Below are 21,694 nucleotides of genomic sequence, written 5' to 3' on the forward strand. Positions count from 1 at the left end.
CGCCGACGGTGGAGCGCCGGGCCCGACCTAGCGGCCGCGTGCTCCACCGTTGCCAGGCCCGTCCACAGATCCGCCCCACCCCGTGGCGCCCCGGGCGCTGCCGGGCGATCGTCGGGGGATGCCGAAGCGCTCGACGAGCACCCTCGACCACGTTGGCCTCGCCCGCCTGCTCCGGGCGCAGGTCGGCGTGGTCTCCCGGTCGCAGCTCATCGACCTCGGCGCGTCCCGCGCGGACGTACGCCGCCTGGTCGCGCGCCGCGAGCTGGTCGTCGTCCACCCCGGGGTCTACGTCGACCACGGCGCACGCCCCACCCGCGCCCAGCGCCGCTGGGCGGCCGTGCTCGCGTGTGCGCCGGCCGCGCTCCACCGGGAGTCGGCACTCGACGCGCACGGCATGACCCGTGACCGGTCGGCCGGCGGCACAGTGACAGAACCGATCCGGCTCGTCGTGGGTCGCGACCGACGGATCCGCCCGCCCGCGGGCGTCGTGGTCGAGCGGGTGGCGGAGCTCGAGCAGTGGCTGCAGCCGAACCGCCGGCCGCCGCGCGTGGCCGTCGAGTTCGCCCTCCTCAAGACCGCTGCCGACCGGGACCCGGCCGGCGCGATCGCCCTGCTCTCCGACGCGGTCCACCAAGGACTGACGACGGCCGAACGGCTGGCGCAGACCGTCGGCCGGCTGCCCCGCCTGCCGCGGCGCGCGTTCCTCGGTGAGGTCCTGGCGGACGTGGCGTCGGGCGTCAGGTCCGTGCTGGAGCAGCGCTACCTGCGCGACGTCGAGCGGGCCCACGGCCTGCCGGTCGGTGAGCGCCAGCTGCGGCAGGACACCGCGTCGGGCATCGTGCACCGCGACGTCCGGTACGCACCCGAGCGCGTCCTCGTCGAGCTCGACGGTGCCTTCGGCCACCGGGACGCCGTGGACCGGTGGTCCGACCTGCAGCGCGACCTCGACGCCTCCGTCGACGACCACCTCACCCTGCGTCCCGGCTGGGCACAGGTCCTCGAGCCGTGCCGCCTGGCCGCGATCGTCGCGCAGGTGCTCCGACGGCGGGGGTGGGCAACCGCGCCTCGACCGTGCGGATCGGGCTGCGCGCTCGGCGACGGTGGAGCGCCGGGCCCGACCTAGCGGCTTCCTGCTCCACTGTCGCCCGCCGGGCATAGGGTCGCCCACGTGACCCAGACCCGGACCATCGATGCCCTCTGTGACGCCTTCGTCGAGGACTACTGCGCCCTCGACCCGCTGACCGCGACCTCGATCGGGGTCGCCGGCCACGAGCACGAGATGACCGACTACTCCCCCGCCGGCTTCGACGCCCGCCTCGAGCTGGCCCGTCGCGCGGTGGCGGCGGTCGAGGCCGCCACCCCGGTCGACGACCGGGAGGCGGCGGCGAGGGACGCGTTCCTCGAGCGCACCCGGCTCGAGATCGAGCTGGAGGAGGCCGGGGTCAACCGGTCGCGGATGTCGGTCCTGTGGAGCCCGCTCCACGAGGTCCGCGGCGTCTTCGACCTGATGCCGACCGAGGGCGACGAGGCGGTCGCCGCGATCCGTGCGCGGCTCGAGGCCGTCCCGGCCGCGCTCGAGGGCCTGCGTGTCACGCTGTCCGACGAGGCTCGCAAGGGCAACGTCGTCGCGGCCCGGCAGTACGCCGAGGTGGCCGAGCAGGTGCGTCGCTGGACCGGCCAGGTCGGCGACGCCGGCGACTTCTACCTCGGGCTGGTCGACCGCCTCGGCCTCGCCGACGACAGCGCGATGCGCGCGGCGGCGGGTGCGGCGAGCGCAGCCACGGCGTCGTTCGGGCTGTTCCTCAGCGACGAGCTCGAGCCGCAGGGCGCGGAGAAGGAGGGGGTCGGGCGCGACGTCTACACCCTGGCCAGCCGGTACTTCCTCGGCGCCGAGGTCGACCTCGACGAGACCTACGCCTGGGGCTGGACCGAGCTGCAGCGGCTGTCGGACCTCATGCACGCCACCGCCGACCGGATCCTCCCGGGAGCCGACGTCGACGCGGCGGTCGCGCACCTCGACGCCGACCCGGCGCGCACGGTGCACGGCCGCGAGGAGTTCCGGCAGTGGATGCAGCAGCTCGCCGACCGGACCCTCGAGGAGATGGCCGGCGTCCACTTCGACATCCCCGAGCCGGTGCGCCGGATCGAGTGCATGCTCGCGCCCACCAACGACGGCGGCATCTACTACACCGGCCCCTCCGAGGACTTCGAGCGGCCGGGCCGGATGTGGTGGTCGGTGCCCGACGGCATCGAGGACTTCCACCCGTGGCGCGAGGTCACGACCGTCTTCCACGAGGGCGTGCCCGGCCACCACCTCCAGGTCGCGCAGACGGCCTACCGCAGCGACACCCTCAACCGCTGGCAGCGGCTGATGTGCTGGTGCAGCGGCCACGGCGAGGGCTGGGCGCTCTACGCCGAGCGGCTGATGGAGGAGCTCGGCTTCCTCGACGACCCGGCCGACCTGCTCGGCATGCTCGACGGCCAGTCGCTGCGCGCCGCGCGCGTGATCGTCGACATCGGCATGCACCTCGAGCTCACCATCCCCGAGGACAACCGGCTCGGCGCGGGCGGCACCGCGTTCCACCCCGGCGAGACCTGGACGCCCGACCTGGGCCTGGAGTTCATGCGGCTGCACTGCCGGATGGACGACGAGGTCATCCAGTTCGAGGTCAAGCGCTACCTCGGCCTCCCCGGCCAGGCGCCGTCCTACAAGGTCGGCGAGCGGATCTGGCTCGACGCGCGCGCCGAGGTCCAGGCCCGCCAGGGCGACGACTTCGACCTCAAGGCGTTCCACCGCGCCGCGCTCGACCTCGGCTCGCTCGGCCTCGACCCGCTGCGGACCGCGCTGGAGCGGCTGTGACGGCGCGGGTGCCGCTGGTCCTCGCGTCCGCCTCCCCCGCCCGGCTCGCCACGCTGCAGGCGTCGGGGATCGACCCGACCGTCATCGTCAGCGGGGTCGACGAGTCCCAGGTCGACGACCTGCCGCCCGCCGAGCTCGCGCTCCAGCTCGCCGAGCTGAAGTGCGCGGCGGTCGCGGGGCTGCCCGACGTGCCGACCGACGCCCTGGTGCTGGGCTGCGACTCGGTGCTCGAGCTCGACGGCGAGGCGCTCGGCAAGCCGCACGAGCCCGACGAGGCCCGGGCGCGCTGGCGCGCCATGCGGGGCCGGGCGGGCGTGCTCCACACCGGCCACTGCCTGCGCGAGGCGGCCAGCGGCCGCGTCGCCGCGGCCACCGGGTCCACCGTCGTCCGCTTCGCCGACGTCACCGACGAGGAGATCGACGCCTACGTCGCCACCGGCGAGCCGCTGCAGGTCGCCGGCGCCTTCACCATCGACGGGCTCGGGGCCGCGTTCGTCACGGGCATCGAGGGTGACCACACCAACGTCGTCGGGGTCAGCCTTCCCCTGCTGCGCGAGCTGGTGCTGGAGCTGGGCCACGCCTGGCCCGACCTGTGGCGCGGGTCGACGAGCCCCACCCGATAGCATCCGGGGCGTGGGGAGCGGGCTTCTTGGCACGGTGCAGGCGCAGCCTGTCACCGACCCCGACGACCGGTACGGCGTCCGCGAGGAGCGGCTGCTGACCGGTGCCACCGTCATCACCGCGGTCCGCACCGTCGCCTCCGTCGTGCTGGCCGCCGTCGCGGCCCACCAGCAGAGCCTCACCCTGCTCGTCGCCGCGCTCGCGGTCTACTGGGTCGGCGACATGCTGGACGGGTTCTACGCGCGCGTGCGCGACTGCGAGACCCGCATCGGCGCCGTGCTCGACATCATGTGCGACCGGCTCAACGCGGCGGCCTTCTACGTCGGCCTCGCCTGGCTGCAGCCGGACCTCTCCCCCGCGATCTTCGTCTACCTAGCCGAGTTCATGGTGGTCGACTGCTTCCTATCGATCGCGTTCCTGGCCTGGCCGGTCCGCAGCCCCAACTACTTCTTCGTGGTCGACCGGCCGACCTGGCTGTGGAACTGGTCCAAGCCCGCCAAGGCGGTCAACAGCGCGCTCTTCGCGGTGCTGCTGCTGGTCACCGGGTGGATGTGGGTCGGGCTGGTCATCGCCTCGGCGCTGCTGGTGCTGAAGTGCGTCTCGCTGCACCGCCTGGTCCGCATCGGCATCCCGGTCCCGGGCTCCCCGGCCTGATGCTCTTCTGGAGCGTGCTGGGCGTCTCGATCGCCTCCGCACTCGTCCCGCTGATCAACATCGAGATCTTCCTCGGCGGCGCGATCACCCAGGCGCCCACCCACTTCTGGGGCCTGATCGTCGCGGCGACGGTCGGGCAGATGCTCGGCAAGATCCTCTGGTACTGGGGCGGCATGCACGTCGACCGCGCCCCCTGGGTGCATCGCCAGCTGCAGAAGCCGAAGGCCAAGGCGTCGCTGGACACGTGGCACGCACGCGCAGAAGGCCGGCCGTGGTTCACGGCCGGCCTGCTGCTGTTCTCGGCGGCGACGGGCTTCCCGCCCTACGCCGTCACCGCGGTCCTCGCCGGGACGCTGCGGGTGAACTTCTGGATCTTCCTCATCACCGGCCTGCTCGGCCGTGGCCTGCGCTTCTGGGCCGTGGTGGCCGGGACCTCGTCGCTCCTGAACCTCTGGTGAGTCCCCCGGCTCACTCCGCGGCGGACCAGGCCTGGCGCAGGCTGACCCGGCCGCCGGTCTGGAGCAGCGCCCGGCGGTAGAGCCGCTCGCCCGCCCACACCGTGACCCCGGCGAAGACGGCCAGCAGACCGAGCGCGAGCAGCGGCTCCCACCACTCGACGCCGCCGGCGAGGATCCGCTTGGGCATCACCACCGCGGACACCGGGGGGACGTACGACGCGACGACCTGGGCACGACCGTCGAGCGAGAGCCCGCCGAAGAACATCACCAGCATCAGCATGGTCAGCGGCGTCGACGTGGCCTGCAGGTCCTCGGTGCGCGAGGCCAGCGATCCGGCGACCGCCCACAGGCAGGCCAGCGCGACGAACCCGGCGACGAAGAACGCGATGAACCAGGCCGCGGGACCGGAGAGGTCGGGCACGTAGGACTTGTAGGACGTGAACGACATGCCGATCAGCCCGACCGCGGCGTAGACCAGGACCTGGATGAGCGCGAGCGCGGTGTTGCCGAGGACCTTGCCGGCGAGCAGCTGGCGCAGCGGGATCGCGGCGGCGATGATCTCGACGATCCGGCTCTGCTTCTCCTCGATCACCGAGTTGGCCAGCTGCATGCCGAAGACGAGGGCGGCGAAGTAGAACAGGAAGACGAACACGAACCCGACCACCTCGGCGACCGCCGCCTTCTCCGCGTCGCCGCGCAGGAAGTCCGTGCTCACGGTGCTGCCGGCCTCGAGCTGCTGGAGGGTCACGCCGGTCCCGGCCGCGTTGTCGGCCAGCACCTGCTGGCGCACCACGGCGGTCACCACGTCGGTGAGGGAGCTGTCCTCGCTCGACTCGGTGGTCAGCTCCCACCCGCCGTCGACCGGGTGGAGCCAGGCGTCCGCCTCGCCGTCGGTGAGCAGCGCCTCCGCAGCGGCGGTGTCGTCGACGTCGACGAGGGTGACCTCGACGTCGTCGTCGACGTCGGGACCGAGGTCCACGACGGCCTCGCCCATCGCGACGGCGTCGGGGGTCACCGCGAGCGTGACCTCGTTGGTGCGACCGTCCTGCCAGGCGGTGAACCCCAGGACGCCGACGATCATCGCGACCATCAGCACGGTGCCGATGACGAACGACTTGTCGGTGATGCGCGAGACGACCTCGCGCTTGGTGACGAGCAGCCAGGCCGGCTCGCCACCGGTGGCGTCGCGTCGGGGCTGGGTGTCCTGCTGTGCCGTGCTCATGCGGTGGCCTCCCGGTAGATCTCGCTGAGCGCCGGGCGGACCCGGACGAACTCGTGGACGGCGCCGCGTCGGGTCGCCTCGGTGATCAGGTGCTGCTCGGCGCCCTCGTCGGTGACCTCGACCAGCGCGGTGCTCCCGTCGAGGTCGAGGACGTCGAGGCCGGTGTGGTCGCGGACCCAACCGGCGTCGCCGCCGAGCACGAGCCGGAAGCGCGGCACCCCCGCGTCGCGCAGCTCCGAGACCGTGCCGGCGGCGACCCGGCGTCCGTTGGCCAGCACGACCAGGCGGTCGCACAGGCGCTCGACGAGGTCGAGCTGGTGGCTGGAGAAGAGCACGGGCACGCCGTCGCGGGTGTACTCGCGCAGCAGGTCGACCATCGAGTCGACGGCCACCGGGTCGAGGCCCGAGAACGGCTCGTCGAGCACCAGTGCGGCGGGGCGCGGCAGCACGGACGCGATGATCTGCACCCGCTGCTGGTTGCCCAGCGACAGCTTCTCCAGGTGGTCCTTGGTCCTCTCGCCCAGCCCGAAGCGCTCCAGCAGCTCGGTGACGGCCGAGCGCGCCGCGACGCGCTCCATCCCCTTGAGCTGGGCGACGTAGACGAGCTGGTCGAGGATCGGCTGCTTGGGGTAGAGGCCGCGCTCCTCGGGCATGTAGCCGAACGAGCGGCGGTCCAGCCGGGTGATCGGCCGGCCCTGCCACAGCACCTCGCCCTCGTCGATGCCGAGCACGCCCATGACCATCCGCATGGTCGTGGTCTTGCCCGCACCGTTGGCGCCGACGAAGCCGGTCATCTGCCCGGCCGGCACCTCGAAGGACACGTGGTCGACGGCGGTGGCGTCGCCGAACCGCCGGGTGAGCTCCCTGATCTCCAACATGACCACGACGCTAGGCGCCCACGTCGCCCGCGGGATCCCCCGCGCGACGGAACCCTCAGTCCGTCGGGTGGATGAGACCGGCCTCGTAGGCGAACACGACCGCCTGCACCCGGTCGCGCAGGTGCAGCTTGGCCAGGACGTTCGACACGTGGGTCTTGACCGTCGCCTCGCCGAGCACGAGCTCGGCCGCCACCTCGCCGTTGGACAGCCCGCGGCCCAGCAGGACGAGCACCTCGCGCTCCCGGGCGGTCAGGCGGGAGAGCTCCGACGGCTCGGGGCGGTCGGCGGTGCCGTCGCGCCCGCCGGCCATCTTGCCGATGACGCGACGGGTCACCTCGGGGGCGAGCAGCGCGTGGCCGCGCCCGGCGGCGCGTACGGCGTCGAGCAGCTGCTCGGGGCCGGCGTTCTTCAGCAGGAACCCGCTGGCGCCGGCCTCGAGGGCGGCGAAGAGGTAGTCGTCGCGGTCGAAGGTGGTGACGATGACGACGTGCCCGAGGTCCTCGGCGACCAGGTGGCCGGTCGCCTCGATGCCGTCCATCCGCGGCATCTGGACGTCCATGAGGACCACGTCGGGCCGCGTCTCGCGGGCCCGCTCGAGGGCCTGGAGCCCGTCGGCCGCCTCGCCGACCACCTCGATGTCGTCCTCGACCGACAGCACCATGGCGAAGCCCGAGCGCACCATCGCGTGGTCGTCGACGAGGAGGACCCTCAGCGGCTCGGTCACCGGTCCTCCAGCGGGTAGCGCACGCGGACGCGGTAGCCGCCGGTCACCCGCGGTCCGATCTCGACGTGGCCGCCGTGGGTCGCGGCGCGCTCGCGGATGCCGAGCTGGCCCAGGCCGCTGCCGGACGTGCCGTGGCGCGCGCGACCGTTGTCGACGACCTCGACCTCCACGTAGGACGCCGCCTCGTCGACGCGGACGACGACCGACACGGCGTCGGCGCTGGAGTGTCGCCGCACGTTGGCCAGAGCCTCCTGCACGGTGCGGTAGACCGCGAGCCCGATGCCCCGCGGCACCCGCTCGGCGGCGACGTCGCACCCCGGCACGACGTCGAGGGTGACCGTGAGCCCCTCCCCGGACACCTCGTCGACGAGCGCCGGGAGGTCCGCGACGGTGGCCCCGGGGGCACGGGCGGCGTCCTCCGCGGTGGCGTCGTGGTCGCCGACGCCCTCGCGCAGCGTGCCGAGCAGCAGCCGCATCTGGGTCACCGCGTCGCGCGAGGCGTCCTCGACGTTGGCCAGGGCGGTGCGCGCGGCGTCGGGGTCGCGCTCGAGCACGCGCCGCGCGGCCCCCGCCTGGATGCCCATGGCCGAGACACCGTGGGCGACCACGTCGTGCAGCTCGCGCGCGATCCGGAGCCGCTCGTCGACGACGGCCTGCTCGCGCAGCCGGCCCGCCTGGGCGGCGATGGTGCTCGCCTGCTCCTCGAGCCGGTGGCGCTGGCGGGCGGCCCGCCACGAGACGCCGCCCCCGGCGATCGCGCCGCCGAAGTAGATGACGTTGATCAGCAGCGTGATGGCGATCGCCGCCGGGATCGGTGCGAACACGCCCGTCCGGCCGCTCATGTCCTCGTCGTCGAGCCACTCCTGGATCGACGACCCGAGCGCGAACTGCCAACCGATCCACGCGAACATGAACAGCACGATGGTGCCGACCACCACGACCATCGCCCGCCGGTCCCGGGCGTACGCCACCCCGGACAGCAGGGCGACGAAGTAGACGATCTGCAGCGAGAGCTGGCCCATGACCTCGGGCATGGTCACGCCCGCGACGAACATGTGGGCGGCCGCCAGGAGGGCCACCGTCAGCGGCCAGCGACGGCGTCCCAGGAGCAGCGCTGCACCGCTGGAGACGGCCAGCCACTGCGCCCAGACCGGGGCGTCGGTGTGCTCGAAGCCGCCCGAGCTGCGCACCAGCTCGAGCGCGAGCACGCTCACGGCCTCCACCGTGAGGGCGAGCACCACGTCCGGACGACCGACCGGCGGGCGCGGGCGCTCCCAGGGGTCGTCGACGCCGAACCAGTCGAGCAGGCGCTGGCTCACGGGTGGCATGCGGGCGAGGGTACGACGCCCGCGCCCCGCCGGGATCCGTCGGGAGGGGGAGATCGGTGGGGCGCAGGCCTCACTCCACCGGCAGGCCGAGCCCCCGCGCGATGAGCATCCGCTGGACCTCCGAGGTGCCCTCGCCGATCTCGAGCACCTTGGCGTCGCGGTAGAACCGCACGACCGGGTACTCCTCCATGAAGCCGTAGCCGCCGAAGACCTGCGTCGCGATGCGGGTCGCGGTGACGGCCGACTCGGTGGTGTAGAGCTTGGCGACGGCGGCAGCCTGCTTGAAGGCGGCCATCGAGACGTCCTTGCCGGCGTCCATGGCGTCCTTCATGGCGGCGGCCTTGTAGGTCAGCAGGCGCGACGCGTCGAGCATGACCTGCAGGTCGGAGACCTGGAAGGCGAGGCCCTGCTTGCGCCCGATCGGGCCGCCGAAGGTCTGGCGCTCACCGGCGTACTGCAGCGACAGGTCGAGGCAGGCCTGGATGCAGCCGACCGCGAGGGCGGCGATCGCGACGCGGCCGTCGTCGAGGGTGGCGAGGAACTGGGCGTAGCCGCGGCCGCGCTCGCCGAGCAGGTTCGACTCCGGGACCCGTGCGTCCGAGAAGGACAGCGGGTGGGTGTCGGAGGCGTGCCAGCCGAGCTTGTCGTAGGCCTTCTCGGCGGTGAAGCCGGGCGTGCCGGAGGGCACGATGATCGTCGAGATCTCCGGGCGGCCGTCGGCCCGCTCGCCGGTGCGTGCGGTCACGGTGACCAGCGAGGTGATCGAGGAGCCGGAGTTGGTGATGAACTGCTTGGCGCCGTTGACCACCCACTCGCCGTCGGCGAGGACGGCCTTCGTGCGCGTCGCGCCCGCGTCGGAGCCGGCGCCGGGCTCGGTGAGGCCGAAGCCGGCGAGCTTGTCGCCGGCGACCAGGTCGGGCAGCCAGGTCTTCTTCTGCTCGTCGGTGCCGTAGGTGAGGATCGGGTTGATGCCGAGCCCGACCGCGGCCTCGAGCGTGATGCCCATGGACTGGTCGACGCGGCCGATCTCCTCGATCGCCAGGCACAGCGACGTGAAGCCGCCGTCCTCGCCGGCCATCCCGGACCCGCCGAACTCCTCCGGGGCGGTGAGCCCCATCAGGCCGAGGGCGCCCATCTTCTGGACGACGTCGGTCGGGAAGTGGTGCTCGCGGTCCCACTGCGCGGCGTGCGACGCGATCTCGGCCTCGGCGAAGTCGCGGACGCTGCGGCGGAACTGCTCGTGCTCGGGGGACAGCTCGAAGGTCATGCGCGTCACACTAGCCGCTGGGGGTTAGCGATCGCTAACCCCCGATGTGACGAAGCCGATTCCGCGAGCCGGTCGCCCCGCCGCTAGAGTTAGGTGAGCCTAAGCAAAGTGAGGACCACCCCCGTGCAGACTTCCCCGCGCCGATCGCTGCGCCGCGCCGCCGTCTCCCTGGCCGCGGTCACCCTGACCGCCTCCACCCTGACCGGCTGCGGCGTGTTCGGCTCCCCCGACGTCGTCGTCTACAACGCCCAGCACGAGCAGCTGCTCGACGAGCTGGTGCCGCTGTTCGAGGAGGAGACCGGCCTCGACGTCGAGCTGCGCAACGGCAAGGACCTCGAGATGGCCAACCAGATCGTCGAGGAGGGCAAGGACTCCCCCGCCGACGTCTTCCTCACCGAGAACTCGCCGGCCATGAGCATCGTCGACAACGCCGGCCTCTTCGCCGAGCTGCCCGAGTCGGCCACCGCGACGATCCCCGACCAGTACGTCCCCGCCGACCGCACGTGGACCGGGTTCCTGGCCCGCTCGACGGTCGCGATGTACAACACCGACTCGATGACCGAGACCGACATGCCGGCCTCGATCATGGACTTCGCCAAGCCCGAGTGGAAGGGCCGCGTCTCCTTCTCCCCCACCGGCGCCGACTTCCAGGCGATCGTGTCCGCGGTCCTCGAGCTCGAGGGCGAGCAGGCCACCGCCGACTGGCTGGCCGGGCTGAAGGAGAACGGCGTGATCGTGCAGAACAACCTCGTCGTCATGCAGTCGGTCGACTCCGGCGAGGTCGACGCCGGCATCGCCTACAGCTACTACTGGTACCGCGACCGCGCCGAGAACGGCTCGGACTCCGACAGCTCGCAGCTCTACTTCTTCGGCGACCAGGACCCCGGCGCGTTCGTCAGCGTCTCCGGCGCCGGCATCCTCGCCTCCAGCGAGCACCAGGACGCGGCCGAGCAGTTCGTCACCTGGCTCACCGGCACCGAGGCGCAGCAGGCGATGGGCGAGTCGTACGCCCTGGAGTACCCGCTCAACCCCGACGCGAGCCTCAGCCCCGACGTGAAGCCGTTCGACGAGCTCGAGCCGCCGCAGGTCGACGTGGCCAGCCTCAACGGCCCGCAGGTCACCGACCTGATGACCGAGGCCGGACTGCTCTGAGCGCCACCGAGCGCCGCACACCGCCCCTGCTGCTCGCAGCGGGGGCGGTCGTCGCGCTGCTCGCGCTCGTCCCGCTGGGCTACGTCGCGACCTACGTCGTGGTGATCGGTCCCGTCGACCTCTGGCACCTGCTCGCCCGCCCGCGCATCGGCGAGCTCCTGCGCAACACGCTCACCCTGGCCGCGGCGTGCATGACCGCGACCGCGGTGCTCGGCGTGGCGCTGGCCGTCCTGGTCGAGCGCACCGACCTGCCCGGCCGGCGCGCCTGGCACGGGTTGCTGGTCGCGCCGCTCGCGGTGCCGGCGTTCGTCAACGGCTACGCCTGGGTGTCGCTCGACCGCAGCGTCCACGGCTTCGGCGGCGCCTTCCTCGTCGTGACGCTGTCCTACTACCCGCTGGTCTACCTCCCCGTCGTCGCGATGCTGCGCCGCCTCGACCCCGCGCTGGAGGAGTCGGCGTGGTCGCTCGGGCACTCCCGGGTCCGCACCCTGGCGACCGTCGTGCTGCCCCAGCTGCGTCCGGCCCTGCTCGGCGGCGCGCTGCTCGTCGGTCTCCACCTGCTCGCCGAGTTCGGCGCGCTGTCGCTGCTCCGCTTCCCGACCTTCACCACCGCGATCTACGACCAGTACGGCTCGACCTTCAACGGCGCCGCCGCGACCGCGATGGCCGGCGTGCTGGTGCTGCTGTGCCTGGTCCTGCTGGTGGCCGAGCTGCGGCTGCGCGGCGACCGGCGCTACGCCCGGATCGGCCGCGGCGCCGCCCGGACCAGCGTGCCCCTGTCGCTCGGGGCCTGGCGCTGGCCGCTGCTGGCGACCCTGGCGGGCGTGGTCGTGCTCGCCGTCGGCGTCCCGGCGTACTCGCTGGTGCGCTGGCTGGTCGTCGGCACCTCGACCGAGTTCCCGCTCGCCGACCTGACCGAGGCCCTCGTCGCGACGGTCGTCCTCGCCCTGGCCGGCGCGCTCGCCGCGACCGTGGCCGCCGTGCCGGTCGTGTGGCTGGCGGTGCGCCACCGCGGGCGGCTCTCCACCCTGGTCGAGCGCAGCACCTACGTCGCCAACGCCCTGCCCGGCATCGTCGTCGGCCTGGCCCTGGTGGTCGCGTCGCTGCGCCTGGTGCCGCCGGTCTACCAGACCGCCGGACTGCTCGTCGCGGCCTACGTCATCCTGTTCCTGCCGCGCGCCGTCGTCACCGTCCGCGCCGGGCTCGAGCAGGCGCCCGCCGTGCTCGACGACGTCGCGCACAGCCTCGGCACCGGCCCGCTCGCGACCGCCCGCCGGGTCACCCTCCCGCTCATCGCGCCCAGCCTCGGCGCCGGCGCCGCGCTGGTCTTCCTTGCCATCTCCACCGAGCTGACCGCCACGCTGATGCTCTCCCCCATCGGCACCCGGACGCTGGCCACCGAGTTCTGGTCGGCGTCCTCCGAGCTCCGCTACGGAGCCGCCGCCCCCTACGCCCTCCTGCTCGTGCTCGTCTCGATCCCCGCGACGGTGCTGCTCATGCGGCAGGAGCGACTCTCCCTCCAGGAGGCCACCCCATGAGCTCCCTGTCGATCACCGGCGTCACCAAGACCTTCGCGGCCGGCGGCCCGGGGCGTACGTCGACCCGCGCCGTCGACGAGGTGTCGCTGCACGTGCCGCACGGCTCGTTCACGACCGTCCTCGGCCCGTCCGGCTGCGGCAAGACCACCCTGCTGCGGCTGATCGCGGGCTTCCTGCTGCCCGACGCCGGCACCATCGCGTTCGGCGACACCGTGGTCGCGGGCGACGGGGTCAAGCCGATGCCGCCGCAGGTCCGCCGGGTGGGCTACGTCCCGCAGGAGGGCGCGCTGTTCCCGCACCTCGACGTGGCCGCCAACATCGCCTTCGGCCTGCCCCGCGAGGAGCGCGGTCGCGAGCGCGACGACCGCGTGGCCGAGATGCTCGACCTCGTCGAGCTCCCCGCCGACTTCCGGCACCGCCGCCCCGACGAGCTCTCGGGCGGTCAGCAGCAGCGCGTCGCGCTCGCCCGCTCGCTCGCCCCGCGACCGGCGGTGGTGCTGCTCGACGAGCCGTTCTCCTCCCTCGACGCGAGCCTGCGCGGCACCACCTCGCTCGCCGTGCGCCGCGCGCTCGCGGCGAGCAACACCACCGCCCTGCTCGTCACCCACGACCAGAACGAGGCGCTCTCGCTCGCCGACCAGGTCGCGGTGATGCGCGCCGGCCGGCTGGTGCAGTCGGCGAGCCCGAGCGAGGTCTACCTCTCCCCGACCGACCCGCAGGTCGCGGAGTTCGTCGGCCGCGCGGTGGTGCTGCCCGGCACCGCGACGCAGACCCGCGCGTCCTGCGCGCTCGGCGAGGTGGTCCTCACCGAGCCCGGCAGCGGACCGGTCTCGCTGATGATCCGTCCCGAGCAGATCTACGTCGACCTGGCCCACCCCGAGGGCGTGCGCGGCACCGTCGAGGAGCTCAGCTACTACGGCCACGACTGCGCGGTCCAGGTCCGCCTCGACGACGGCACCTCGGTGCTGGCGCGCATGGCGGGCGTACGCCACCCGGTGCCGGGCGACACCGTCCACCTCCGCGTGACCGGGCTGGTCCGCGCCTACCGACCCGTGCCGTGACCCTCACCCCCACCCGGCCGTCGCTGCGGCCCGTGCTCGACCACGCCCTCGCCGGGGACGCCCCGGCGGTCGTGGCGGACGGCCGCACCCTCAGCCACGCCGAGCTGGCCCGCTTGGTCGCCGAGCGCGCCCGCTCGTGGGGCCCCGCGCGACGCCTCGTGCTGGTCGAGGGCGCCAACTGCCTCGACTCGGTCGTGGCCTACCTCGCCGCGCTCCAGCACGGCCACGTCGCGCTCGTGGTGCCCGACGGGCGTCCGGCCCAGCGCGACGCGGTCGTCGCGGCGTACGACCCCGACGTCGTCTGCATCGCCGGCGAGGACGACCGCGTGCTGCGACCGGCCAGCGCACACGACCTCCACCCCGACCTCGCGCTGCTGCTCAGCACGTCCGGCACCACCGGCTCCCCCAAGCTGGTGCGGCTCTCGCGCGACAACGTGGCCAGCAACGCCGCCGCGATCGCCGACTACCTCGGCCTGCGTGCCGACGACCGCGCGATCACCGCGCTCCCGCTGCACTACTGCTACGGCCTCTCCGTCCTGCACTCCCACCTCGTCGCCGGCGCGAGCGTGGTGCTGACCGACCTCAGCGTGGTCGACGAGTGCTTCTGGGACCTCGTCGCCGGGACCGGCGCCACCAGCCTCGCGGGCGTCCCGCACACCTTCGACCTGCTCGCGGCGAGCGGCTTCGCCGACCGCGACCTCCCCACCCTGCGCCAGGTGACCCAGGCCGGCGGGCGGCTCGAGCCCGATGCCGTACGCCGCTGGAGCCGCACGGGTCGCGAGCGCGGCTGGGACCTCGTCGTCATGTACGGCGCGACCGAGGCGACGGCGCGGATGGCGTGGCTGCCGCCCCACCTCGCCGAGGACCACCCCGGCGCGATCGGCGTCGCGGTGCCCGGTGGCCGGCTGTGGATCGACGAGGACGTCGACGAGCGTCCCGGCGTCGGCGAGCTGTGCTACTCCGGCCCCAACGTGATGCTCGGCTACGCCCACGCGCCCGCCGACCTCGCGCGCGGCCGCGAGGTCGAGGAGCTGCGCACCGGCGACCTCGCGCGGGAGGCGGACGGCCTGTTCGAGGTGGTCGGTCGCCGCAACCGCTACGGCAAGGTGTTCGGCCTGCGGATCGACCTCGACGCGGTCGAGCGCCACCTCGCCGCGGAGGTCGACCGGCATGCCCGCGTGGTCGCCACCGACCGCGCGGTCCACGTCTTCCTGCGCCACGGCCGGCACCGCGACGCCGCCCGGACCCTCGTCACCGACCAGTGCGGCGTCCCGGCCCACGCCGTGGTGGCGCACCTGCTCGCCGAGGACCCGCTGACCACGAGCGGCAAGGTCGACCGGGTCGCGCTGCTGGGTCTCGCCACGAGCGTCGAGGCCGACGACGCTGCGGGGGCGACCACCTCGCCCGGCGACGTACGGTCCGACCTGGCGCGGGTGCTCGGCCGGCCCGACGCCCGCGACGGCGACTCCTTCGTCTCCCTCGGCGGCGACTCGCTGTCCTACGTCGAGCTCGCCACCCGCCTCGCCGACCACTTCCCCGACGGCGTGCCCGCGGGCTGGCACACCCGCACCATCGGCGAGCTCCAGCGGCTCGCCGACGAGGCGGTCGTGACCGCCGCTCCCGGGCGGCGCCGCCGCTGGGTCCGGCTGGACACGACGGTCGCCCTGCGCGCGCTGGCGATCCTCTTCGTCGTCGCCAGCCACGTCGACCTGGTCGCGCTCGAGGGCGGCGCCCACCTCCTGCTGGCCCTCGCCGGCTACAACTTCGCCCGCTTCCAGCTCTCCGCCGCCGGCGGCCCGCGCACCCGCCTGCGCCACGGACTGGCCGGGCTGTCGCAGCTCGTGGTGCCGTCGGTGCTGTGGGTCGGGACGGTCGCGGTGGTGCTCGGCAGCTACTCCCTCGCCACCACCTTCTTCGTCCGCGAGCTGGTCAACTCCTCGGAGTGGGACGACCAGTGGCAGCTGTGGTTCCTCGAGTCACTGGTCTGGCTCACGGTGGCGGCGCTGGTGCTGACCTGCGTACCGGCCCTGCACCGGCTCGAGCGGCGCGAGCCGTTCCGCTTCGCCCTCGCCGTGCTCGCCGTCACGGCGGTCGCCCGCTTCGCCGAGGTCGGGCTGCGCGCCGGTCACACCGAGCGCTACACCACGCTCGTGGTCGGCTTCTTCTTCGCGCTCGGCTGGGCCGGGGCCCGCGCCGACACCACCCGGCGCCGCCTGCTCGTCTCCGCGCTCGCGACCGCGCTGACCGTCGGCTTCTTCGGCCAGCCGCACCGCGAGGCGATCGTGCTCGGCGGGTTCCTGGTCATGCTGTGGCTGCCGCACGTGCCTGTCCCCGGCCGGGTGGCGCACGCCGCGGGCGTGCTGGCCGGCGCCAGCCTGTTCGTCTACCTCACCCACTGGCAGGTCTACCCCGCCCTCGAGGACGCCGGCCACCAGTGGCTCGCGCTGGGCGCCTCGCTGGCCGTCGGCATCGCCTACGGACGCGTCGTACGTCCGTTGCACCATGCTGTCGGTCGGGCCGTGCTCGGCTCGCGGTAGCCTGCCCAGCGGTACGCCAGCCCGGCCGCCCGGCCGCCCCATCCCGTGTCACCGCCAGGAGTCCCGCGTGAGCTTGAAGAAGGTCCTGATCGCCAACCGCGGCGAGATCGCCGTGCGCGTCATCCGCGCCTGCAAGGACGCCGGCATCGGCTCCGTCGCGGTCTACGCCGACCCCGACCGTGACGCACTGTTCGTGCGGCTCGCGGACGAGGCCCACTCCCTCGGCGGGGCGACCCCGGCCGACTCGTACCTCGACATCGCCAAGATCATCGCGATCGCCGAGAAGTCCGGTGCCGACTCGGTCCACCCGGGCTACGGCTTCCTCGCCGAGAACGCCGACTTCGCCCAGGCCGTCATGGACGCCGGGCTGATCTGGATCGGCCCGCCGCCCGCCGCGATCGAGGCGCTGGGCGACAAGGCCAAGGCCAAGCACATCGCCGACCGCGCCAACGCGCCGCTCGCGCCGGGCACCAAGGACCCGGTCGCCGACGCCGACGAGGTCGTCGAGTTCGCGAAGGCCAACGGCCTGCCGGTCGCGATCAAGGCGGTCTTCGGTGGTGGCGGCCGCGGCCTCAAGGTCGCCCGCACGCTCGAGGAGATCCCCGACGCCTACGAGTCCGCCGTGCGCGAGGCGGTGACCGCGTTCGGTCGCGGCGAGTGCCTCGTCGAGAAGTTCCTCGACAAGCCCCGCCACGTCGAGACCCAGTGCCTGGCCGACCAGCACGGCAACGTCGTCGTCGTCTCCACCCGCGACTGCTCGCTCCAGCGCCGCAACCAGAAGCTCGTCGAGGAGGCCCCCGCGCCGTTCCTCTCCCAGGAGCAGCTCGACGAGCTCTACGCCTCCTCCAAGCGGATCCTCAAGGAGGCCGGCTACTACGGCGCCGGCACGTGCGAGTTCCTCGTCGCCCAGGACGGCACGATCTCGTTCCTCGAGGTCAACACCCGCCTCCAGGTCGAGCACTGCGTCTCCGAGGAGGTCACCGGCATCGACCTGGTGCGCGAGATGTTCCGCATCGCCGCCGGCGAGGAGCTCGGCTACGACGACCCCGAGATCCGCGGCCACTCCATCGAGTTCCGCATCAACGCCGAGGACGGCGGCCGCAACTTCATGCCCGCCCCCGGCACCCTGTCGGCCTGGTCCCCGCCGTCCGGTCCCGGTGTTCGACTGGATGGCGGCTACGAGAACGGCGAGACCGTCCCCGGCTCGTTCGACTCCCTCATCGCCAAGCTGATCGTCACCGGCACCACCCGCACCCAGGCCCTCGAGCGCTCGCGCCGCGCCCTCGACGAGTTCGTCGTCGACGGCATGCCGACCGTCATCCCGTTCCACCGCGCCGTGGTCTCCGACCCGGCCTACGTCGGTGCCTCCACGCCGTCGGGCGAGGGCGAGTTCACCGTCTACACCCAGTGGATCGAGACCGAGTTCGACAACCAGATCGAGCCCTACTCCGGCGACGTCGCCGAGGCCGACGAGCCGGGCGAGCGCCAGAAGGTCACCGTCGAGGTCGGCGGCCGTCGCCTCGAGGTCGTCCTCCCCGCCGGGCTCGGCGGGCTCTCGGTCGGCGGCGGCGCTGCTGGTGGTGCCAAGAAGGCCGGCAAGCGCTCGGCGAAGAAGGCCGGCGCCGCAGCCTCGGGCGACTCCGTCACCTCCCCCATGCAGGGCACCATCGTCAAGGTCGTCGTCACCGAGGGCCAGGAGGTCGCCGAGGGCGACACCATCGTGGTCATGGAGGCGATGAAGATGGAGCAGCCCCTCAAGGCCCACAAGGCCGGCACCGTCACCGGCCTCCAGGCCGAGGTCGGCGCCACCGTCACCAACGGCGCCGTCATCTGCGAGCTGAAGGACTGACGTACCGCGCCCCTCCGCCCTCACGAGCGGTGTCCCACCCACATTCCGTCGCCCGGAAATGTGGCTGGGGCACCGCTCCTGTCGTATCCGTCGCATACTTAGATAGCGAGCACTCGCTTTCTATGTGACACTGGGCAGGTGACCGCCACCCCCGCCCGCCGTACGCAGGCCGAGCGCCGTGAGGCGACCACCACCGCCCTGCTCGACGCGACCGCGGCCTGCCTGGCCGAGACCGGGTACGCCGCGACGTCCACCGCGGCCGCCTGCGCGCGGGCCGGGGTCAGCCAGGGCGCACTGTTCCGGCACTTCCCCACGCGGCAGGCGCTGCTGGTGGCCACCGCCGAGCACGTCGCGCGGCGCAACGTCGAGGAGTTCCGCGCGAGCGTCGGGTCGGACGTGACGACCGTCGACGCCGTCGCGGACGTCCTCGCCCACTTGCGCCGGGCCGTGCTCTCCCCCGCCAACCAGACCTGGCGCGAGCTCCTCGTGGCCGCCCGTGCGGACGCGGGCCTGCGCGCCGCGCTGCTGCCGGCGCGGGAGTCGCTGCAGGAGCAGATGCTCGCCGTCGCCGGCGACCTGTGGCGCGGCCACCTCCCGCCCGACGACCTCGCCGCCGTGCTGAGCATCGTCGTCAACGTCCTCGACGGGCTGGCGTTCTCGGCCCTCGACCCCGACCCCGCGGCGCCACCGGGCCGCACCGTCGAGCGGGCGCTGCGCCTGCTCGCCGAGATGATCGTCAGCCGCTACGAGCAGGAGCAGTCATGAAGGACTTCACCCCCGACGCGATCGTCGTCGGCGCCGGCCTCGCCGGGCTGGTCGCCACCCACGAGCTGGCGCTCGCCGGCCGGCGGGTGCTGGTGCTCGACCAGGAGAACCGCGCCAACCTCGGCGGCCAGGCGTGGTGGTCGCTCGGCGGGCTGTTCTTCGTCGACAGCCCCGAGCAGCGCAGGATGGGGATCACCGACTCCCCCGAGCTGGCCTGGCAGGACTGGCAGGGCTCGGCGCAGTTCGACCGGCTCGGCGACGGCACGGACGGTCCCGGTCGCGGCGAGGACCACTGGCCGCGACGCTGGGCCGAGGCGTACGTCCGGTTCGCGCACGAGGAGAAGCGCGACTACCTGCGCGCCCTCGGCCTGCGCTCGCTTCCGTTCGTCGGCTGGGCCGAGCGCGGCGACGGCCGGGCGCTGGGCCACGGCAACTCGGTCCCCCGCTTCCACCTGACGTGGGGCACCGGCCCCGAGGTGGTGCGGATCTTCGCCGAGCCGGTCCAGCGGGCCGAGGAGGCGGGGCTCGTGCGCTTCGCGTTCCGGCACCGCGCGGACGAGCTCGTCGTCGAGGACGGTGCGGTCGTCGGCGTACGCGGTGCGGTGCTCGCCGACGACGACGCCGGGCGCGGCGTGCGGTCCAACCGCGACGTCACCGGCGACTTCGAGCTGCGCGCGTCAGCCGTCGTCGTGACCTCCGGCGGCATCGGCCACAACCACGAGCTGATGCGCCGCAACTGGCCCACCGACCGCGTCGGCCCCGCACCCGACCACCTGATCTCCGGCGTGCCCGCCCACGTCGACGGACGGATGCAGGGCATCGCGGTCGACGCCGGCGCGACGATGGTCAACAAGGACCGGATGTGGGCGTACGTCGAGGGCATCCACAACTGGGACCCGGTCTGGCCCGACCACGCGATCCGGATCCTGCCCGGCCCCTCGTCGATGTGGTTCGACGCGACCGGCAAGCGGCTCGAGGGGATGTCGGGCGTGCCCGGCGCGGACTCGATCGGCGCGATGAAGCAGATCCTGGCCGCCGGCCACGACTACTCGTGGTTCGTGCTGACCCAGTCGATCATCGAGAAGGAGTTCGCCCTGTCGGGCTCCGAGCAGAACCCCGACATCACCGGCAAGGACCTGAAGTTCCTCGCGCAGAGCCGTCTCGCGAAGGGCGCCCCCGGACCGGTCGAGGCGTTCAAGGAGCACGGGGTCGACTTCGTCGTCGCCGACACCCTCGACGAGCTGGTCACCGGGATGAACGAGCTCGCCCGCGGGCCGAAGCTCGACGCCGAAGCGCTCGAGCGCGAGATCGTCGCGCGCGACCGCGAGGTGGCCAACGACTTCAGCAAGGACGTGCAGGTGATGGCGATCCACAACGCCCGTCGCAGCCGCACCGACAAGCTGATCCGCGTCGCCAGGCCGCACCGCATCCTCGACCCCGCTCACGGCCCGCTCATCGCCGTACGCCTCAACATCCTGTCCCGCAAGACGCTCGGCGGTCTCGAGACCGACCTCGACGGCCGCTGCCTGGCCGCCGACGGCTCGCCGGTCCCGGGGCTGTACGCCGCGGGCGAGGTCGCCGGCTTCGGTGGCGGCGGCGTCCACGGCTACAACGCGCTCGAGGGCACCTTCCTCGGCGGCTGCATCTTCTCCGGGCGGGCGGTCGGGCGGGCGCTGGCGCGCTGAGGACTCCTCAGCGCCGTTGCCACCACGTGGTGGCCGGGGTCAGCTCGTAGTTGGCGTAGCTGAGGTAGCGGAGCTCGCGCGGCTGCCGCAGCACGAGCTCACGGACGTGCTGCGCTCCTGAGTCCAGGTGCCAGCCGCCGATCGCGGTCATGTCATCCCACTCGCGCCGCGTCATGTCGATCTCGACGACCTGGTCCGCCTCGCCTTCTCGCTCGACGCTCACCACCAGGCCGTGCGGCGCCCGGTCGGAGACGTCCCCGATGGTGCGCAGCACGTCGACCAGGTGGTCCCACAACCTGTCGATCCCCCGCTCCATGCCGGCAGCATCGCACGCACTGCGTGTTGCGAGCCTCGCCTCTGAGAGGGGTGGTGGCTCCGGCGCGGCTCCGGCATCGTTCAGCCATGGCCGAGAACCGGTGGATCGACGAGGACTGGTCGCACGACTGGCTGTTCTGGGTCAGCGTGGCGGTGGCGCTGACGGGTCTTGTGCTCTCCGTCGTCCTCACCGATGCGCCCGCCTGGAGGGTCGCGACCGGGACCCTCGGGCTGTTCGGCTTCATGATCTGTGTCGTCGGCTTCGCGCGGACGGCCTGGCGCGCCTACCGCAGCGAGTAGGAGGTCACGCCTGGAGCTCGGCGAGCCGTCCATGCAGGCGTGCCGGCAGCACGAGCGACCAGCCGAGCAATGCACACCACATCGCCACCCAGCACCACCACCACGGCGAAGAGGTGACAGCGAGCCAGCCGCCGAGAAGGAGGAAGGCCGCCGTCACGCCCAGGGTCCACCAGCGGTTGCGTCGGGTCTCCTCCAGCTGGTGGGCCACCAGGCGGGCCGCGGCAGCCCGCTCCGCCGGATCCTCCGGCACCGGCCCCTTCGCGGCGGACCGGAGCACCGCCACTCGTCGATCTGGCGCCACGTCGCCCACCGCCACCCGGGTCCGTCGGTTGACCCGCATCAGGAACAACCCCATGAAGGTCCCGAAGAAGGCGCCCCCGACCGCGGCAGCGAAGATCCCCCGCTGGAGCGGATCGTCGTCGACCACGATGTTGAAGACGGCCATGAACGTGCCGAAGGGGACGCCTGTGGTGAGGGCCA

Annotated in this window: 20 protein-coding genes; 13 read left to right on the forward strand and 7 right to left on the reverse strand. The window is 73.2% G+C overall.

Features of this window, described 5'->3' with window-relative positions; translation table 11 throughout:
* The first annotated feature begins 118 nt into the window (after positions 1-118).
* From KDN32_RS15210 to KDN32_RS15230, 5 genes are read left to right on the forward strand one after another with little or no spacing between them, the layout of a single operon-like run.
* Positions 119-1,123 carry a type IV toxin-antitoxin system AbiEi family antitoxin domain-containing protein gene (locus tag KDN32_RS15210; RefSeq protein WP_211733075.1) on the forward strand — a complete coding sequence of 335 codons (1,005 nt, stop codon included), beginning with the start codon at positions 119-121 and terminating at the stop codon, positions 1,121-1,123.
* Positions 1,124-1,168: 45 nt separating this feature from the next.
* Positions 1,169-2,860, forward strand: coding sequence for a DUF885 domain-containing protein (locus KDN32_RS15215; protein WP_211733076.1), 1,692 nt, complete (start codon positions 1,169-1,171; stop codon positions 2,858-2,860).
* A complete protein-coding gene (locus KDN32_RS15220; RefSeq protein ID WP_307854130.1) occupies positions 2,857-3,483 on the forward strand; it encodes a Maf family protein in 627 nt (208 codons plus the stop codon). Before KDN32_RS15215 ends, KDN32_RS15220 begins: the two co-directional genes overlap by 4 nt.
* Before the next feature lie 10 nt (positions 3,484-3,493).
* Positions 3,494-4,135 (forward strand): CDP-alcohol phosphatidyltransferase family protein, encoded by a 642-nt coding sequence (locus tag KDN32_RS15225; RefSeq protein ID WP_307854131.1) that lies wholly within the window; start codon positions 3,494-3,496, stop codon positions 4,133-4,135.
* Complete coding sequence (locus KDN32_RS15230) at positions 4,135-4,593, forward strand: VTT domain-containing protein (protein WP_211733077.1); 459 nt, start codon at positions 4,135-4,137, stop codon at positions 4,591-4,593. Before KDN32_RS15225 ends, KDN32_RS15230 begins: the two co-directional genes overlap by 1 nt.
* 10 nt (positions 4,594-4,603) lie before the next feature.
* Here the strand turns inward: KDN32_RS15230 and KDN32_RS15235 are convergent, their stop codons facing one another.
* From KDN32_RS15235 to KDN32_RS15255, 5 genes are all read right to left on the reverse strand, one after another.
* Entirely contained in the window at positions 4,604-5,815 is a 1,212-nt protein-coding gene (locus KDN32_RS15235) for an ABC transporter permease (RefSeq protein WP_211733078.1), read from the reverse strand.
* Positions 5,812-6,693, reverse strand: a complete 882-nt coding sequence (locus KDN32_RS15240; RefSeq protein ID WP_211733079.1) for an ABC transporter ATP-binding protein — start codon at positions 6,691-6,693, stop codon at positions 5,812-5,814. Before KDN32_RS15240 ends, KDN32_RS15235 begins: the two co-directional genes overlap by 4 nt.
* Positions 6,694-6,748: 55 nt before the next feature.
* Positions 6,749-7,417 (reverse strand): response regulator, encoded by a 669-nt coding sequence (locus KDN32_RS15245; protein WP_211733080.1) that lies wholly within the window; start codon positions 7,415-7,417, stop codon positions 6,749-6,751.
* Entirely contained in the window at positions 7,414-8,745 is a 1,332-nt protein-coding gene (locus KDN32_RS15250) for a sensor histidine kinase (protein WP_211733081.1), read from the reverse strand. Before KDN32_RS15250 ends, KDN32_RS15245 begins: the two co-directional genes overlap by 4 nt.
* A 70-nt stretch (positions 8,746-8,815) precedes the next feature.
* On the reverse strand, positions 8,816-10,012 hold the full coding sequence (locus KDN32_RS15255) for an acyl-CoA dehydrogenase family protein (protein WP_211733082.1): 1,197 nt from the start codon (positions 10,010-10,012) through the stop codon (positions 8,816-8,818).
* A 108-nt stretch (positions 10,013-10,120) separates the two neighbouring features.
* Between KDN32_RS15255 and KDN32_RS15260 the strand changes: the two genes are divergently transcribed.
* From KDN32_RS15260 to KDN32_RS15290, 7 genes are all read left to right on the forward strand, one after another.
* Positions 10,121-11,164 carry an iron ABC transporter substrate-binding protein gene (locus tag KDN32_RS15260; RefSeq protein WP_211733083.1) on the forward strand — a complete coding sequence of 348 codons (1,044 nt, stop codon included), beginning with the start codon at positions 10,121-10,123 and terminating at the stop codon, positions 11,162-11,164.
* Positions 11,165-11,262: 98 nt separating this feature from the next.
* On the forward strand, positions 11,263-12,702 hold the full coding sequence (locus tag KDN32_RS15265; RefSeq protein WP_307854132.1) for an ABC transporter permease: 1,440 nt from the start codon (positions 11,263-11,265) through the stop codon (positions 12,700-12,702).
* Entirely contained in the window at positions 12,699-13,763 is a 1,065-nt protein-coding gene (locus tag KDN32_RS15270) for an ABC transporter ATP-binding protein (protein WP_211733084.1), read from the forward strand. The genes KDN32_RS15265 and KDN32_RS15270 overlap by 4 nt, the downstream gene beginning before the upstream one ends.
* Positions 13,760-16,300: an AMP-binding protein gene (locus KDN32_RS15275; protein ID WP_307854133.1), complete on the forward strand. Its 2,541-nt coding sequence runs from the start codon at positions 13,760-13,762 to the stop codon at positions 16,298-16,300. Before KDN32_RS15270 ends, KDN32_RS15275 begins: the two co-directional genes overlap by 4 nt.
* A gap of 67 nt (positions 16,301-16,367) precedes the next feature.
* The gene (locus tag KDN32_RS15280; protein WP_211733085.1) at positions 16,368-18,149 is read left to right on the forward strand and encodes an acetyl/propionyl/methylcrotonyl-CoA carboxylase subunit alpha; all 1,782 of its coding nucleotides are present in this window, start codon (positions 16,368-16,370) and stop codon (positions 18,147-18,149) included.
* Between the two features lie 138 nt (positions 18,150-18,287).
* Positions 18,288-18,914: a TetR/AcrR family transcriptional regulator gene (locus KDN32_RS15285; RefSeq protein ID WP_211733086.1), complete on the forward strand. Its 627-nt coding sequence runs from the start codon at positions 18,288-18,290 to the stop codon at positions 18,912-18,914.
* Positions 18,911-20,599: an FAD-binding dehydrogenase gene (locus KDN32_RS15290; RefSeq protein ID WP_211733087.1), complete on the forward strand. Its 1,689-nt coding sequence runs from the start codon at positions 18,911-18,913 to the stop codon at positions 20,597-20,599. The genes KDN32_RS15285 and KDN32_RS15290 overlap by 4 nt, the downstream gene beginning before the upstream one ends.
* Before the next feature lie 7 nt (positions 20,600-20,606).
* On the opposite strand, the gene KDN32_RS15295 is transcribed toward KDN32_RS15290, so the two are convergent.
* Positions 20,607-20,915, reverse strand: a complete 309-nt coding sequence (locus tag KDN32_RS15295; protein WP_211733088.1) for a hypothetical protein — start codon at positions 20,913-20,915, stop codon at positions 20,607-20,609.
* 86 nt (positions 20,916-21,001) lie between these two features.
* Between KDN32_RS15295 and KDN32_RS15300 the strand changes: the two genes are divergently transcribed.
* Positions 21,002-21,214: a hypothetical protein gene (locus KDN32_RS15300; protein ID WP_211733089.1), complete on the forward strand. Its 213-nt coding sequence runs from the start codon at positions 21,002-21,004 to the stop codon at positions 21,212-21,214.
* A gap of 4 nt (positions 21,215-21,218) precedes the next feature.
* Here the strand turns inward: KDN32_RS15300 and KDN32_RS15305 are convergent, their stop codons facing one another.
* On the reverse strand, positions 21,219-21,659 hold the full coding sequence (locus tag KDN32_RS15305; RefSeq protein WP_211733090.1) for a hypothetical protein: 441 nt from the start codon (positions 21,657-21,659) through the stop codon (positions 21,219-21,221).
* Between the last annotated feature and the right edge of the window lie 35 nt (positions 21,660-21,694).

Source organism: Nocardioides palaemonis (assembly GCF_018275325.1).
GTDB lineage: Bacteria > Actinomycetota > Actinomycetes > Propionibacteriales > Nocardioidaceae > Nocardioides > Nocardioides palaemonis.